The organism is Devosia ureilytica (assembly GCF_024273195.1).
Classification (GTDB): Bacteria; Pseudomonadota; Alphaproteobacteria; order Rhizobiales; family Devosiaceae; genus Devosia; species Devosia ureilytica.
This window is the reverse complement of record NZ_JAMZCU010000001.1, coordinates 263,642-278,478: the sequence shown is the minus strand read 5'-3', so window position 1 is coordinate 278,478 and position 14,837 is coordinate 263,642. Positions and strand designations below refer to the sequence as shown.

Sequence of the window (14,837 nt, the reverse complement as noted above, 5' to 3'; positions counted from 1 at the left end):
CAGGAGAAACCCGGCGTTCCGAGGCGGTCTTCGTCCCACTAAAAACTAACTCAGGGACGAAGCCGTCTCGGAGCCACGCCCAATACCTGCAACCGTGAAGCCCTGTGGCCGGACGGCGCTGCAACGCGCCCGTGTGAGCCCAAGAGGCATCGTCCGGAAGTCGAGGCGCCCATGGTCGATAGCAAAGCCCCTGCCCCAGCCGACCTGCCGGCGGTCCAAGGCACCGCATTTCTCACCTTCTCGATGCGGCGGTCCGGCCATGTCTGGGACAACGCGGCGACGGAGCTCTTCTTCTCCTCGCTCAAGAGCGAACACACCGGAGCCAAGGTCTATCGCACCAGAGACGAAGCCAAGGCTGATGTGTTCGACAATGTCGAGCGCTTCTACAACCCGAGGCGCCGACCCTCAACACTGGGCTTTCTCAGCCCAGTTGAATACGAAGAGCAAGTTAAGCTAGCCTGACTTCGTGTCCATCGAACCGGCAGCAGCTCACGATCGCGCCGGAAAAACACCTCATCGAGTGTAACCGTGTTCGAAGGATGCCTGCCGTGCAGTTCTGATTTCTCCGCTCCCACCGAACCCTTGGAGGTTTCCTGTGTCGCTAAAAAACAATAGTGAGGCAAGACGGATGGCCTGGCGCGACCGACCGAAGACAGACCGTTATGGGATCATCGGCGCCTTCGTGGGCATGGCGATCGCCGCGCCGATCGCGATCATCTTTGCCTTCGACTCCCCAACCCTCACTCGGGGCTTGATTATGGCCGCCGGCTTGCTGATTGGTTGGGCTGCGGGACGGGTCATCGCTTCGCGGTGATCGCCCCGAAGGCAACGCATATGCCACGCTCTTGCCTGGTCATGACCATTCCCCTTGCAATCTGCACATTCCGAGCACCCAAGCTTACTGGAATACGGCTTTGAGGTCTGCGGGCATGGCGGAAGCGCGCCGGGCCACAACATGGCTGCCGACCAGGACCAGGAGCACGACAAGATAGGGTGCGGTGCCCAACAAGTGCGGCGAGAGCTCGAAGCCCGCCGATTGCAGCCGCAGCGTGGCCACCTCTGTCAGCCCGAATAGCAGGCAGACAGGCAGGACCAGAGCCGGCTTCCAGCGGGCGACGATTACCAGCCCCACGGCCACCAGCCCACGCCCCTTGGTCATTTCCTGCGCCCAGGTCTGCGTGTAGTCGACCGAAAGAATTGCACCACCAAGCCCGGCGAGAAGACCACCCACCATGATCGCAGTCACCCGCACACGAATGGGTCTGATGCCGTTTTCGGCAGCGATCAGGGCGGATTCGCCCACGGCCTTCCAGTGTAGGCCAGGGCGAGTCTGGTTCAGCCACCAGGCCGCAAAAACGACCGCTGCAAGCGCCATGGGCGCGGCCATCGTCATTTGCGACAGGATCGTTCCGACAAGTGGAATGCCATCTGACCAGTCCGATCCGAGTGAGGGGAGCGGCGTGACCTGCTGCCCGACCAGCGCCCGACCGAAATAGGACGTGGCACCAAGCGCGATCATCCAGACGGCAAGGCCCGACCCGATCTGGTTTGCGCCCGCACCCAGAACCAGTCCCGCATGAAGCAGCGAAAGCACGGCTCCCGCCAGTGCGCCAGCCATGAGGCCGAGCCATGGATTGCCGGTGGCGACACCGACGGCAAAGCCGACACAGGCGCCGAGCAGCATTTCGCCCTCCGTGCCCAGATTGATAATGCCCACCCGTTGCACCAGTGTCTCGCCCAAGGTGGCAAAGATCAGTGGCGTGGCGCTACGCAAGGTGGCAATGCCCCAGCTCGCCAGAATGGCGATCATTTCGACGCTCATTGTGCTTTCCTCCAGCGAGCCAGCAGCCCGGGAACGGCCAGGGCTGCCGCGAACAACAGACCCTGCAAAATGACCGCGCTGGCCGCGGGGACCTTTGCAAACATCTGCAAGGCATCGCTACCGGCAACCAATCCGCCGACGCAGAGCGATACCGGCAGGATGATCAGGGGTTGGTGCCGAGAGAGCCAACTTACGAGGAAACCGGTCAGGCCGTAGCCCAACGAGATCGATTGTTGCAGGCGCCCTTGAATGGCGGAGACTTCAGAAATGCCTGCAAGGCCGGCCAGAGCGCCGCCCACACTCATCAACACCATGACCCAAAAGCCGAAGCTGAGCCCGAAAGTCTCGCCGACCTTGCGGTTGCCTGCAAGGATGCGAACCTTGTCGGCCCAACGGCTGTGATTGAAGTAGATGTGGAGCGCCAAGGCGGCGACGAGCCCGAGCAGCAGGCCGAGATGGATACGACTGCCCGGAAGGGCGGGCAGCACGGCATTGGGCGGGAACTGCATGGTCGCAGGCCAGCCCTGGCTCGCCGGATCACGCCAGGGGCCGAAGACCAGAGCGGCCACCAGCAAGACGGTCACATAGTTCATGAGCAGCGTCACGATCGTTTCGTTGACGTCGAGACGCGCGCGCAGCAGGCCGGGAATATAGCCGTAGATTGCCCCGCCAATTGCAGCAAAGATCAACATGAGCGGGATCAGAACTGGCGCGGGCCAGACCGGGGCCAGAAGCACAAGAGCAGTTCCAGCGATAGCGCCGGCATGCAATTGCCCCTCGGCACCCACCGAGATCAATCCGAGGCGTCCGGGCACCGCAGCGGCCAGAGCGCAGAGCAGAATTGGTGTGGTTTTCGCCATCGTCTGAGACAGTGAGTAGCTGTCACCCACGGCAAACTGCACCAGCACGGCCAGCGTCTGAAAGGGCGGTTGGCCCAGACCGATAAACAATGCGACTGCAAGAAACAGGAAGACGAAAATTGTTAGGATGAAGGGCGACGCAGCGCCCAGAATACGCGGGCTCACGCTGCGGCCTCCGTCTCGGTCATGCCAGTCATGAGCGCGCCGACGGCCTCGCGGCTGAGCGTGCCGTCATTGTCGAGCAGCGCGACCAATCGCCCCTCGCGCATTACCGCGATGCGGTGCGAGCCCGCCAGCAGGTCATCAAGGTCCTCGGAAATCCAGAGCACCGCTGCTCCAGATGCCGCCTGGGCAAACATGGCCGCGTACACCATTTCGATGGCCGCCAGATCGAGACCCATTGTCGGATAGCAGGCCAGAATGGCGTCACGCTGAATGCCCAGCTCGCGGGCGATGACAAGCTTTTGCACATTGCCGCCCGACAGTGTCCCCGCCAGTTTGGCTGGATCGGGCGGATTGACGTTGAAGCGCTCCAGGAGATTAGCGTGCCTGCCCGTGGCGCGCTTGCCCTGGGCCAGATCGCGTAGAGCCAGGTTGCGCGCCAGAGACATGGTTGCGACAACGCCATTGTCGCGCGGCTGTTCAGGAATATAGCCCAATGGCGTCGAGACAGCCTCGAAGGGGGTGTGACGCGCAATGGACACACCATCTAGCAGGATGTCTCCAGCGGTAAGAGGTTCAACTCCGGCCACAGCCTCCGCCAGCAACGCCTGTCCATTCCCCGCAACACCGGCGACACCGACGATTTCGCCAGCGGCAATGCTGAGTGAAATACCCTGCAAGCTCATGTCAGGACGTTGTGCGGAAACATTTTCAAGCACCAGCCGGGGAACCGTTCTTCCGAATGCTGGTGGCGGCCGCAGCGTGCGATCAACGCTTTGGCCCATCATCAGCGCGACTGTTTCGGCCATACTGCGTGCGCCGCGCTCGGCGATGTCGACAACGCTGCCACGCCTCATGACGACGATCCGGTCGGCGCAGGCCTCAACGTCTGCAAGCTTGTGAGTGATCAGCGCCACGGCCACACCGCGTCCCGCCAGTTGCTTGATAAAACCATGCAGACGCGTCGCCTCGGCAGGAGTTAGGACCGAGGTTGGTTCATCGAGAATAACGAGGCGCGCATTGATATTGAGCACCTTGCACAGTTCGACTAACTGTTGTTCGCCGACCGAGAGGGAGCTCACGATACGCTCGGGATCAATCTGCGGCGCCAGCTCGGCCAAGGACGTCAGAACGTCGTCCGTTCTGGCATTGCGGTGGCTTTTCCAGAACGGGGTTTTGGGCCACGACAGAAGCAGATTGTCCCGCACGGACAGGGCAGGCAGCAAGGAGAAATGCTGGAACACCATGCCGATGCCATTGCGCATGGCATCGGCCGGCCCGGAGATCTTGGCGGGAGCGCCGTCGAGCAGGATCTGCCCTTCGCTGGCCGGATAGAGACCATAGAGCATTTTCATCAGTGTGGATTTGCCCGCGCCATTCTCGCCCAATATGGCGAGAACTTCTCCGGCGCGGATGTCGAGGCTGGCATTGTTGACAGCTATCAGGTCACCAAACCTGCGCGTCACGCCAGCGAACTGAACAAGGCTTTCGGGCATGTTCAGTCGACCACGAAGATGGCATCGACCTCAACCGACGCCCCCTGGGGCAATTGTGCCACCCCGACGGCTGTACGGGCATGGGCGCCAATTTCGGGCCCGAAGATCGAATGAAACAGGTCCGACGCGCCGTTGATTACCTGCGGAACCTGCAGAAAGTCGGGCGCGCAATGCACGAAACCGCCTACGCGAAGACAAGACCGGACGCGGTTCAGATCGTTGTCCAGCGCCTCCCGCAGAGCTGCCAGCAAGTTGAGGCCGCAAATGCGCGCGCCGTCCCGCGCAGTATCGAAATCGACGGCATCGCCCACCTTGCCCTTATAGACTACACTGCCATTCCATTCGCAGACTTGGCCCGCCAGATAGATAACGTCGCCATGCCGCTGCCAGGGCACGAAATTGGCAATGGGACGGGGAACATTGGGCAATTCGATACCGAGTTCACGCAACTGATTTTCGGCTGTGTTGGAAACGACGCTGGTCATTTGCCGGCATATCCTTCGGCGTCGAGCGCCTGCAAATAGGTGGTGGAGCGCGCGACAAAGCCAAACAGTAGCTTGACGTTGTAGAGCACGCTCTGCACGCAATAATCGGGGGAAGTGGTGGCCGCGCAGTCCTCGAGGAGAATGACGTCGTAGCCGAGGAAGGTTGCGTCCTCGAGGGTGGTCATGACGCATTGGTCGAGATTGACCCCGCAGACCAGGAGTGTGGTCACTCCAAGATTGCGCAGAACCGCATCAGTTTCGCAGTCCCAGAAGGCGCTGAAGCGATGCTTGGTGATCTGGTAATCACCGGTGCCGGGATTGATCTCATCAACCACCCGCGCGCCCCAGCTGCCCGCCGCAATCACCTCGGACCGCGTGCCGGGAACAGGTTGAGCCAGATTAGTCTCATTGCCGTGCGGATTGTGGGCATGTTGGAGAGAAGGCGCGATGTTGAGCAGATCCTTGCGCACCCCCCAATTGACCCAGACAACCGGAATATCGGCCTCGCGGCTCGCCGCGATGGCCTTGCGCAAAGGCTCGATGGGCTTGCGGTTGGGGGTGATGTCGATGCCGCGGGAATGCAGCCAGCCGCCTTGGGTGCAGAAATCATTCTGCATGTCGACAATCAGCAGCGCCGACTTGTTGGCATCGACAGTTACGGTCTGTGGTTCAGCATCCAGAAAGAGTGGACGCAACGGTCGGGCCGGTCGGCTCATATCGACATGATCATGACTGACCTGCCAGCCACGGCTGGCATCCTGCCCCATCAGGATTGTTGATTGCTCGCCGGGCTTGGGTGCCACACTCATTAGTATCTCCTTGCAAATAGGGGCGGAGCCGAGGCACCGCCCCGGCAGGTCAGTTGGTCGAACCGATCACGCCCTGAACCAGAAAGTCCATGCTTTCGATGGCCGTCATGTCGAGTGCAGAGCCAGCACCGACGGCTTCCGAACCGTCCTGTTTGAGAATAGGGCCGCTCCAGATGTCGAAGCTGCCGCCCACGATCTCGTCCTTCTTGGCGACCACGGCCGACTGCACTTCCGCAGGAACCGCATCGCCAAACGGATCAAGCACGGCAGCACCGCCAGCCAGGTCGCTGCGCAAATGTGAAGGCGTCCAGGTCCCAGCGTGGATTTCGGAAACCAGTTGCTCCATCATCGGTCCCCAGTTCCAGGAAACGCCGGTCAACCACGCAGCCGGAGCCCGATCCATCACATTGACGTCCTTGCCGATGATATGAACACCGCGCTTCTCGGCAGTCTGCGCAATGGTGATGGGGCTGTCCACCTGCTCGGCAATGACGTCAATGCCTTCATCGGCAAATGCGTTGACCGCATCGGCTTCCTTCTGCGGCTCCCACCATCCGCCGGTCCAGACCACCGTCACGGTTGCGTCCGGATTGACGGATTGCGCACCCAGCGTGAAGGCGTTGATGGAGCGGAAGAGCTGCGGGATCTGGAACGCGCCGATAAAGCCCAGCTTGCCGGTTTCCGATTTCTCGCCGGCTGCGATACCGGCCAGATACATGCCATCGTCGCTATCAGCCCAATAGGTGCCGACATTGTCTGACGTCTTGAGACCGCCAGCATGGAGGAATTTTACGTCAGGGTATTTTTCACCAAGGGCAATTGCGTAGTCGAGATAGCCATAGCTCGTGGCAAAGATGATGGAGTGACCAGAATTGATCAGGCGCTCCATGACCTGCTCGACTTCGGCCGATTCAGGAATGTTCTCGATCGCAGTGGTCTCGATGCCCTCAATCTTCTCCTCCAGGTAGAGGCGGCCGAGGTCCATGGACATGTTGTAGCCATAGTCGGCGGCCGGACCGACATAGATGAAGCCGATTTTGTTATCGTCGGCCGAAACGGGGAGAGCAACGAGCGCTGAAGCGGCCAGCGCTGCACTGAGCAAATGTTTAAGCGTCATGGTGGAGTCCTTGCACCGAATTAGTAATCACCCACTTACTAATGCAATCGGCGTGCCAAACCCGTCCGGGACGCTCCTTCGGCCACCGCCATTTAGTAAAAAACTATATACTTAAAAGACTTGCGGGATGAACAACTTAAGCTCGAATATCGAGGCAGCAATGTGCTGAGCCGACCAATCGGGGCACGCCCCTAGATCAATGCCCAGGCAAGAGGCGGAGGTTGCTTAAATTATGGGCAGGCAGTTTGGGAAGCAGGGACAGGCGCCAAGAAGGTAGCGAGCATGCTTCGCGCAAAGGCACGATGATCGTTCTGCCAATCTCGGGTGAGAAGCGCGTCGTTCCAGATGGTGGCCAAGGTATAGGCGTTGGACTTGTGGAAATAGGAAAGCGCGACCATGACCACATAGAGGTGCAGAGCATCGATCCCGACCCGCACCGCACCCTGCTCTTCACCACGCCGTAAAAGCGTATCGATATGCTCGACCACCGGTGATGCAACTGCCGGGGTCGCCATCGAGGTCTTGAGATAGCTCCCTTCCAGCAGGTTCTCCGCCGAGAGCAAGCGGATGAGTTCGGGGTGCTTGGCAAAGTGACCGAAAATGAAGTCGAACATGGTCAAAAGGCCATCAATCGGCTCTGCGGCAGAGACATCGAGCTTGAGCTCCTCGGTCCGCAATTCACCCAGGACGTGCTCAAGCACGGCCACGTAAAGGCCGGCCTTGTCGACATAGTAATGATAGACCATGCGCGCATTGACGTCTGCGTCTTTACAGATGCTCTCGATGCGCGCGCCCGAAAAGCCATTTTTGGCGAATTGGACGATAGCGGCCCTTAGAATCTTGTCGCGGGTTTCGGCAATATTGAGCTGCCGCGGACCAGAGGGCGGTCCGATCCGCTTTTTCGCTGCCCGCATGTGCGCCTCCATTCAGGGCATCTGACTAACCCCGCGGCAAAAAGACTGCAAGTTGCATGCAATCGTCGAGGCACAAACAGGCATGCACCTCAGCACGGTCGCAGCGGAAACATCGCTGATTTCGCGCTTGGCAACTCCTTGTTTGCGCCTGAATGTCGGCCGCGATCGTTCGATTTGAGGCACAAAGCAGAAAGGCGGATATTCCGCGGCCACCGAAGATTTGAGCCATCGACGGATCTTGGTTACTGGAGGTTTTGGGGAGACGCAGCTGGCCATTCTGAGGCGTGCGTAACGAGGTTGACGAACTACCCTAGTTCGAGCGTCGACACCGCAAAGACACGATCGAGACGAACGTCAGGTGCGGCGCCTCGATACATTCTGGCCGTGTTGAATTGCCCGTCAAAACCGCGCTCTTTCAGCTTGGCCAGCAAAGCAACTTGGTGCATGGGCACATCAATCTGAACCTCACCCTCGACAGTGCCAAGCAGCGTCATCGCTGTCTCAAGGTCATGGGCGAAGAGCGGACCGACCTTTCGCGCAGTCCGGCACTCGCGGACAACAACATAGCCGGTAACCGCTCCGTCGCGCGTGCTGAACCACGCCTGGTGCGGGGGCGCGATCCAAGCCTCCAAAAATGACTGTCGCTCGCTGGGAAAACAGGCGAGGTCGACATCCCGTACGACCGAAGCGGCCAAAATCGGCGCAACACTGACATGCCGTGCCGAGACAAGATCGAGCGCCCCCACCATCCGGACGGTTTCGTACTCGGTGACGAAGCCCATCTTGCGGTAACTGGCCTGCTGCTGAGGTACACCATCAAGGCCGATTGTACGGTCGCCAAGATAGGCCATGCCAGCATTCCAGACGGCGCGGCCATAGCCTTGCCCACGAAAATCGGGATGACAGATATAGAGCCCCAGAAAGCCGAACTGGTTGCTGTAGGCGACAACCGAAATTCCCGCGACCATGCGGCCATCGACAAAGGCGCCAAGAAAACCGTTTGGATCGGCCAGTTGAAACCGTCGGGCATCGTCGAGACCCGGATTCCAGCCTTCGGCGGCAGCCCAGTCGATCAGTGTTTCGATCTGATCGATGTTGAGGATGCGAATGTCAGCGGTCATGGAGCGAATTGGGCCAACATGCCTGTATAGGGTTTGGGGACAGGCGCAGCATAGGCGCCGCGTTTGCTGGTGGACAGCCCCAGTGCTACCAAAGCCTCCGCCTGTTTGACGGCCGCGCCCACCCCGTCGATCACTGGCATGCCGAATTCGACTTGAAGGGTGCGCGCCAGATCCGCCATGCCAGCGCATCCGAGAACGATGGCTTCTGCATTGTCCTCGGCAATAGCACGGGTGATCTCGCTTCTCAGCTTATCACGCGCGCCTGAATTGGGATCTTCCAGGGACAGGACCGAAATATTGGCGGCGCGAACATGGGCCTTTCGGGCCATGCCGTAGCGGTCGACGAGTTCCTCAATGGGCACGCGAGAACGCTCCATCGTGGTCACCACGGTGAAGCGCTTGGCGATCATGGCAGCGAGAGTGAGAGCGCTTTCGCAAATGCCGAGAACCGGAATTGCCGCCATCGCGCGCGCAGCGTCTAGGCCGGTATCGTCGAAACAGGCGATGATGGCTGCCTGCGCTCCACCCGATTCGCCAGCCGCTATCGTGGCCAGCAGGCCCGGCACCGCAAAAGCTTCGTCGTAAAAGCCCTCAATCGAGGCGGGCCCCATGGCGCTGGTCACCGCCTCAATCGCGGTTTCCCCACCTGCCGCCTGGCGCGCGGCAGCAGCAATGGTTTCGGTCATGGTCGCGGTGGTGTTGGGATTGACCACGAGCAGCCTGGTCATGACCGCACCCGCCGGCGCTGCAGAAGCTGAATCAAGCCGATGGTCCCCAGAATGACCAGGAAGGAAAACAGTGTCGTCACCGTCCCCAGTGCGTAGAGAACCGGCGTCGTGACATTGGTGGTCATGCCATAGATCTCGAGCGGCAAGGTATTGGCGCTGCCAGAAGTCATGAGACTGCGTGCGAACTCGTCATAGGACAGGGTGAACCCGAACAGCCCGACACCGATCAGGCTTGGCGCGATCATGGGCAGGACCACATGCGCAAAGGTCTGCCAGGAGGAGGCACCAAGGTCACGGGCCGCCTCTTCATATGTGGGGGAGAAACGGTTGAAGACCGCGAACATGATGAGGACGCCGAAGGGCAGCGTCCAGGTCAAATGGGCGCCAAAAGCGGAGCTGAACCAGGCGGGCCGGATACCGATCTGCTGGTAGAGGACGCCAATCCCCAGACTGACGATGATGGAGGGAACCACCAGGCTGGCCACGGTTAGGTAAAACAATGGCGTTGCACCAAAAAAGCGCCGTCTAAAGGCCAAACCTGCTAGCAGTGATACGAGCACCGTCACCGCCATGACCATAAGTCCGAGCGCGAAGGATCGGCCAAAACTGGCGCCGAAATCACCCACGGCCTGACGCTCGAAGAGGTTGAAGAACCAGTGCAATGACACCCCGTTGAGCGGGAAGGTCAGCCCCCCGGAGGGGCCCTGGAAGCTCAGAATGAACACCGCTGACAGGGGGCCATAAAGGAACAGCACGAAAAGGATGAAGAAGACGGCGAGGACATAGAAGCCGAGGCTGCGTTTTTCGCTCATCTCACAGCTCCTTGCGAATATCGACAATGCGGAGGATGCCCGCGACCATCACAAGGACCACCACCAGCAATACGACTGCATTGGCGGCTGCCGCCGGATATTGCAGCAAACTCATCTGGTTGCGCATCATCAGAGCCACCGAAGCGGATTGCCCACCACTCATCACCTGCACGGTGGAGAAATCAGCCATGACCAGGGTCACGACGAAAATGGTGCCGATGGCAATGCCCGGCTTGGCCAGCGGCAGGATGACATGCCAGATGATCTGCCAATTCTTGGCGCCCGCATCGCGGGCCGCTTCCACCAGGGCGCGGTCAATGCGCATCATGGTGTTGAAGATCGGGGTGACCATGAAGAGGGTGTAGAGATGCACCATGGCGAGCACCACGGCGAAGTCTGAATAAAGCAGCCACTCTATTGGCTGATCAATGACCCCTGCGCTGACCAAAGTTGAGTTGACCAATCCGTTGCGTCCCAGCACCGGGATCCAGGAAATCATGCGGATGATGTTGGATGTCAGGAAGGGCACAGTGCAGACAAGAAACAGCACCATTTGCATGGCGGTGGTCCGAATGTGGAAGGCCAGGAAATAGGCTACCCAGAACCCAAGAAACGCCGTGATTGCCCAAACCAAGAAAGCAAATTTCAGCGTATTGCCATAGGTGCGCCAGGTTACCCAGGAGCCCAGCGTTTCGGCATAGTTGAAGGTGAAAAAGCCCGGATACATGCCGGCGAAATCATAGTCCCAGAAGCTGACGAGCACGAGTAGCAGGATCGGCAAAGCCAGGAAGAAGCCCAAGATCAAGGTCAGTGGCGTTGCCTGCAGATAAGGCGTCGCGCGGGTCAGAAGGTTGTTCAACAGTGCTCTCCAGTTCCACGGTGCGGCCCCCGGACTTGACCCGAGGGCCACTCGCGACCCGTGCCAGCTTGGCATTGGCCCTCGGGTCAAGCCCGAGGGCGGATCAGTGTCAGGCGGGTTTACCTCCCCGTCTCATCAAGCTGCGATGAACTCGTTCCAGCGACGAACCATGTAGCGGTCTTCGTCCATGACCGAATTCCAGCAGGCAACCTTACCCATGCGCTCTTCGAACGAGCCACCATCACGCACGGCGCCGGCCTTTTCCATGACTGTGCCATCGGGAGCGAGGATGTCGCCCTGGGCAGCCTTGCCTTCGATCCAGTAGCCCCACTCGTCCTCGGACATGTACTGCTTGGCCGTTTCCATATTGGCCGAGTAATAGCCTTGGCGATTGAGGTAGCCGCCGACCCAACCGGACGTGTACCAGTTGATATATTCGTAGGCGGCATCGAGCTGTGCACCGGAGAGGTGGGCGGCCAGGCCCAGACCACCACCCCATGAGCGGTAACCTTCCTTAAGCGGCTGATACTTGCAGGCTATGCCGCGAGAGCGGACGGCCGCAACGGCTGGCGACCACATGGACTGGATGACCACTTCGCCCGACGCCATCAGGTTGACGCTCTCGTCAAAGCTCTTCCAGAAGGCACGGAACTGACCGTCCTGTTTGGCTTTGATCAGAAAGTCGATGGTCTTGTCGATTTCTTCGGTGGTCATGTTGCCCTTGTCGGCATAGGTGATTTCACCCATGGCTTCCATGATCATGGCCGCGTCCATGATGCCGATCGAGGGGATGTTGAGGATCGAGGTCTTGCCCTTGAAGGCCGGGTCCATGATGTCGGCCCAGGACGTGATTTCGCGTCCGACCAGGTCAGGACGAATGCCCAGCGTGTCGGCGTTGTAGATGGTCGGGACCATGGTGAAATAGCCGGTTTCGCCAGCTGCGAAAGTCTTGCTGTCCATGCTTTCGACAAAGCCGACCGTGTGCGGCGCGGTGCCCTGCGCAATGACGCTGTCGGGCAGCAATTTGCCCGATTTGAACAATGGCACGATCTGATCGTAATAGGTCAGGCGCGAGGTATCCATGGGCTGGATGACACCGGTGGGGAAGACTTTCTTCAAGATCCAGTATTCGATGTCAGCAATGTCATAGCTGTCCGGCTGGGTGACGGCGCGCTGCGCGGCGGCGTCGGAGTCGGTGGCGGTCATTTCGAGCGTGATGCCGAGGTCTTCCTTGCACTTTTCGGCAATGGCATTGAGGTTCGATACGCCCGTGCCAAACTGGCGCAGCGTGATCGGGTTCTGCGCCCAGATGGTGGGGAAGCCGGTGATGGCGCCAGAACCGACGGCTGCACCCGCCACTGCGGCAGTGCCGGTCTTGAGGAAGTTGCGGCGGCTGATCCCCGCCTTTTTCTCTGTGGTCTTCGTCATAGCTGTTGTCCCTGTTCGCTGGAGTGACGATTTAGGCATCAAGACGACCAAGGACGATCGCGTCCCCGGCGTCCCAATTGAGGGGCACCGCATCCCCGACGCTGACTGTCGTAGCAAAGAACGCCTTGTCGGAAATGATGGCGGTGAAGTCGGAAATGCCGGCGCCATCGCAGGTGATCTTCACCGTGGCGCCGCGATATTCGATGTTGGAAACTATCCCGGTGAAGCCGAGACCCTTGGTCACTGGGCCACCAAGCCGGACCCGGTCGGTGCGGACGGCGATATCGAGGGGTTGGTTGTCCGCGGACGCGGTGCCCATGGCGGCAAAGGTCGATGCCCCCGGAATGGACAATTGCGCCAGGCCATCGGCGCCCCCCGCTGAGCGGCCCGAAATGACGTTGTGGTCACCCATGAAGCGGGCAACAAAAGCCGTAGCCGGACGCTCGAAAATCTCGCGTGGTGGCGCGGCCTGTTCGATGCGCCCGTCGCTCATAACAACGATGAGGTCAGCCAGCGCCATGGCCTCTTCTTGGCTATGGGTCACGTGGACGAAGGTGATGCCGAGGCTTTTCTGCAGCTTCTTGAGTTCGGCGCGCATGCGCACCTTGAGGAAGGGGTCGAGCGCCGAGAGCGGCTCATCGAGCAGCAGTGCCTCTGGGTCAGTGATCAGCGCGCGGGCCAGGGCCACGCGCTGTTGCTGGCCACCGGAGAGCTGGGCCGGCCGGCGGTCGGCATAGGCCTCCATCTGCATGAGCGTGAGCATGTCCAGCGCCTTGGCCCGGCGCTCGTTCTTGGTCATGCCAGCCATGGTGAGGCTGAAAGCAACATTGTCGATCAGATCGAGATGCGGGAACAGAGCGTAGGACTGGAACATCATTGCCGTGCCGCGCTTGGCGGGCGGCAGATCATTGACGACAGTGGGCCCAAGCCGAATATCGCCCACCGAAATGCTCTCGTGCCCCGCAATCATGCGCAGGGTGGAGGTCTTGCCGCAGCCCGAAGGCCCGAGCAGGCAGCAGTAGCTTCCGGCGGGGATCTTGAGGCTGATCGAGTCCACGGCAGTGGTCTTGCCGTAAATCTTGGAAACCGATGCGATATCGATCGACGCTGCCTTGGTCATCCACACCCCCTTTGACGGGACTGTTTTTGCAACCAGCGTGCCAATTGCCCCTACCGAGGCTTAAGTGACTGAAAACACAACTATTTAGTTGAACGATCTATGTGCTCAGGAAAACACCTATTGCACTGAATGCCTAATCATTGATCACATGTCGACACTACGGCGGTCAGATTGTATGCAATCTGTGATGTGCTTTGGCGGCGATCTTTTGCTTTCACTGCGCGCTAAATGCTCCTATGAGAATGGTCAGGTGAATCATGACCCAAACTTCTTTCTCTGAAACCGCAGTACAGTCCGATGACCGGGCAATGGTCATTCGCGATCAGTTGCGCGACGCCATTATCGAGCACCGACTGGTGCCGGGCACCAAGCTGTCGGAAGCAGAAGTGGGAAAGCTGTTTGATGTGAGCCGCACCGTGGTGCGCGCCGCTTTGCAGTCACTGACCTTTGAAGGCCTAGTGCGCGCTGAGCGCAATCGTGGCGCCTTTGTCGCCAGCCCGAGTCCGGAAGAAGCAAGGCAGCTGTTTGAAGCCCGTCGTCAGATTGAGGCCGGCATTGCCCGTATAGCGGCCAACCAGGCCACGGCCGAAGCTTTCGCGCGCTTTGACGCTTGCCTCGAAGAAGAGACCCGGCTCCTGCAGGAGCGCGGTCCCGCCTCGCGCCGTGCTGCCATTCGGGCATCGGGAGAGTTTCACATTCTTCTGGCCGATGTTGCTGGCAACCCCATCATGCGGCGTTTCATGGAAGAGCTGATCGCGCGGTCCTCCCTGGTCATTGCGCTCTACGGGCGCACCGGCGCGTCGAGCTGCGGCCACAATGAGCATGGCGATATTGTCGCGGCGCTCCGCGACCGTGACGCCGAGGGCGCCAGCCGCCTCGTCCTCACCCATATCGACCATATCGAAACCGACCTCGACCTGCGCTCCTATGCGGAGCGCCCCCTCAGGGAGGCTCTTCTGTCGGTGGAATAAGCCCGAACCGTTCCGGGGTGGGAGCCAATCACACTTTGAACCTTCCGACACATGCGCGAGTCATTGCTGGAGATTTGAGTTTGCCAACGCGGGTCGAGTTATCCGCTCGGGGACCCAATAGTCCAATGCTGGA

The 14,837-nt window shown here is 59.9% G+C and carries 15 protein-coding genes and 1 pseudogene; 3 read left to right on the top strand and 13 right to left on the bottom strand.

The features are described from left to right. Window positions 1-231: 231 nt before the first annotated feature. A pseudogene (locus NIM87_RS01425) lies at window positions 232-462 on the top strand (IS3 family transposase); the annotation flags it as partial. A gap of 166 nt (window positions 463-628) precedes the next feature. Next, window positions 629-814, top strand: coding sequence for a hypothetical protein (locus tag NIM87_RS01420; protein ID WP_254672847.1), 186 nt, complete (start codon window positions 629-631; stop codon window positions 812-814). An 84-nt stretch (window positions 815-898) separates the two neighbouring features. Here the strand turns inward: NIM87_RS01420 and NIM87_RS01415 are convergent, their stop codons facing one another. The 13 genes from NIM87_RS01415 to NIM87_RS01355 all read right to left on the bottom strand — a co-directional run bounded on the left by NIM87_RS01415 (window position 899) and on the right by NIM87_RS01355 (window position 13,733). Beyond that, on the bottom strand, window positions 899-1,822 hold the full coding sequence (locus NIM87_RS01415) for an ABC transporter permease (protein ID WP_254672846.1): 924 nt from the start codon (window positions 1,820-1,822) through the stop codon (window positions 899-901). Then, on the bottom strand, window positions 1,819-2,847 hold the full coding sequence (locus tag NIM87_RS01410; RefSeq protein WP_254672845.1) for an ABC transporter permease: 1,029 nt from the start codon (window positions 2,845-2,847) through the stop codon (window positions 1,819-1,821). Before NIM87_RS01410 ends, NIM87_RS01415 begins: the two co-directional genes overlap by 4 nt. Continuing rightward, the gene (locus NIM87_RS01405) at window positions 2,844-4,340 is read right to left on the bottom strand and encodes an ABC transporter ATP-binding protein (protein WP_254672844.1); all 1,497 of its coding nucleotides are present in this window, start codon (window positions 4,338-4,340) and stop codon (window positions 2,844-2,846) included. The genes NIM87_RS01410 and NIM87_RS01405 overlap by 4 nt, the downstream gene beginning before the upstream one ends. A gap of 2 nt (window positions 4,341-4,342) precedes the next feature. Continuing rightward, window positions 4,343-4,825 (bottom strand): RidA family protein, encoded by a 483-nt coding sequence (locus tag NIM87_RS01400; RefSeq protein ID WP_254672843.1) that lies wholly within the window; start codon window positions 4,823-4,825, stop codon window positions 4,343-4,345. Beyond that, window positions 4,822-5,634 (bottom strand): cysteine hydrolase family protein, encoded by an 813-nt coding sequence (locus tag NIM87_RS01395; RefSeq protein WP_254672842.1) that lies wholly within the window; start codon window positions 5,632-5,634, stop codon window positions 4,822-4,824. Before NIM87_RS01395 ends, NIM87_RS01400 begins: the two co-directional genes overlap by 4 nt. Before the next feature lie 49 nt (window positions 5,635-5,683). Next, window positions 5,684-6,751, bottom strand: a complete 1,068-nt coding sequence (locus NIM87_RS01390) for a BMP family ABC transporter substrate-binding protein (RefSeq protein ID WP_254672841.1) — start codon at window positions 6,749-6,751, stop codon at window positions 5,684-5,686. Between the two features lie 230 nt (window positions 6,752-6,981). Then, the gene (locus NIM87_RS01385; RefSeq protein WP_254672840.1) at window positions 6,982-7,665 is read right to left on the bottom strand and encodes a TetR family transcriptional regulator; all 684 of its coding nucleotides are present in this window, start codon (window positions 7,663-7,665) and stop codon (window positions 6,982-6,984) included. 305 nt (window positions 7,666-7,970) lie between these two features. After that, window positions 7,971-8,786 carry a GNAT family N-acetyltransferase gene (locus NIM87_RS01380; RefSeq protein ID WP_254672839.1) on the bottom strand — a complete coding sequence of 272 codons (816 nt, stop codon included), beginning with the start codon at window positions 8,784-8,786 and terminating at the stop codon, window positions 7,971-7,973. Further along, a complete protein-coding gene (locus NIM87_RS01375; protein ID WP_254672838.1) occupies window positions 8,783-9,514 on the bottom strand; it encodes an aspartate/glutamate racemase family protein in 732 nt (243 codons plus the stop codon). Before NIM87_RS01375 ends, NIM87_RS01380 begins: the two co-directional genes overlap by 4 nt. After that, on the bottom strand, window positions 9,511-10,326 hold the full coding sequence (locus NIM87_RS01370) for an ABC transporter permease (protein WP_254672837.1): 816 nt from the start codon (window positions 10,324-10,326) through the stop codon (window positions 9,511-9,513). The genes NIM87_RS01375 and NIM87_RS01370 overlap by 4 nt, the downstream gene beginning before the upstream one ends. A gap of 1 nt (window position 10,327) precedes the next feature. Beyond that, a complete protein-coding gene (locus NIM87_RS01365; RefSeq protein WP_254672836.1) occupies window positions 10,328-11,185 on the bottom strand; it encodes an ABC transporter permease in 858 nt (285 codons plus the stop codon). Between the two features lie 135 nt (window positions 11,186-11,320). After that, window positions 11,321-12,613, bottom strand: a complete 1,293-nt coding sequence (locus NIM87_RS01360) for an ABC transporter substrate-binding protein (protein WP_254672835.1) — start codon at window positions 12,611-12,613, stop codon at window positions 11,321-11,323. Between the two features lie 31 nt (window positions 12,614-12,644). After that, window positions 12,645-13,733, bottom strand: a complete 1,089-nt coding sequence (locus tag NIM87_RS01355; RefSeq protein WP_254672834.1) for an ABC transporter ATP-binding protein — start codon at window positions 13,731-13,733, stop codon at window positions 12,645-12,647. A gap of 257 nt (window positions 13,734-13,990) precedes the next feature. Here NIM87_RS01355 and NIM87_RS01350 point away from each other — a divergent pair, with 257 nt between their 5' ends. Then, entirely contained in the window at window positions 13,991-14,704 is a 714-nt protein-coding gene (locus tag NIM87_RS01350) for a GntR family transcriptional regulator (protein ID WP_254672833.1), read from the top strand. Window positions 14,705-14,837 lie beyond the last annotated feature (133 nt).

Excerpts from the sequence above, each read along its gene's own strand:
- NIM87_RS01420 (WP_254672847.1), top strand. The coding sequence starts at position 629 with ATGGCCTGGCGCGACCGACCGAAGACAGACCGTTATGGGATCATCGGC.
- NIM87_RS01415 (WP_254672846.1), bottom strand. The coding sequence starts at position 1,822 with ATGAGCGTCGAAATGATCGCCATTCTGGCGAGCTGGGGCATTGCCACC.
- NIM87_RS01390 (WP_254672841.1), bottom strand. The coding sequence starts at position 6,751 with ATGACGCTTAAACATTTGCTCAGTGCAGCGCTGGCCGCTTCAGCGCTC.
- NIM87_RS01380 (WP_254672839.1), bottom strand. The coding sequence starts at position 8,786 with ATGACCGCTGACATTCGCATCCTCAACATCGATCAGATCGAAACACTG.
- NIM87_RS01370 (WP_254672837.1), bottom strand. The coding sequence starts at position 10,326 with ATGAGCGAAAAACGCAGCCTCGGCTTCTATGTCCTCGCCGTCTTCTTC.
- NIM87_RS01355 (WP_254672834.1), bottom strand. The coding sequence starts at position 13,733 with ATGACCAAGGCAGCGTCGATCGATATCGCATCGGTTTCCAAGATTTAC.
- NIM87_RS01385 (WP_254672840.1), bottom strand. The coding sequence starts at position 7,665 with ATGCGGGCAGCGAAAAAGCGGATCGGACCGCCCTCTGGTCCGCGGCAG.
- NIM87_RS01350 (WP_254672833.1), top strand. The coding sequence starts at position 13,991 with ATGACCCAAACTTCTTTCTCTGAAACCGCAGTACAGTCCGATGACCGG.
- NIM87_RS01405 (WP_254672844.1), bottom strand. The coding sequence starts at position 4,340 with ATGCCCGAAAGCCTTGTTCAGTTCGCTGGCGTGACGCGCAGGTTTGGT.
- NIM87_RS01360 (WP_254672835.1), bottom strand. The coding sequence starts at position 12,613 with ATGACGAAGACCACAGAGAAAAAGGCGGGGATCAGCCGCCGCAACTTC.
- NIM87_RS01395 (WP_254672842.1), bottom strand. The coding sequence starts at position 5,634 with ATGAGTGTGGCACCCAAGCCCGGCGAGCAATCAACAATCCTGATGGGG.
- NIM87_RS01375 (WP_254672838.1), bottom strand. The coding sequence starts at position 9,514 with ATGACCAGGCTGCTCGTGGTCAATCCCAACACCACCGCGACCATGACC.
- NIM87_RS01400 (WP_254672843.1), bottom strand. The coding sequence starts at position 4,825 with ATGACCAGCGTCGTTTCCAACACAGCCGAAAATCAGTTGCGTGAACTC.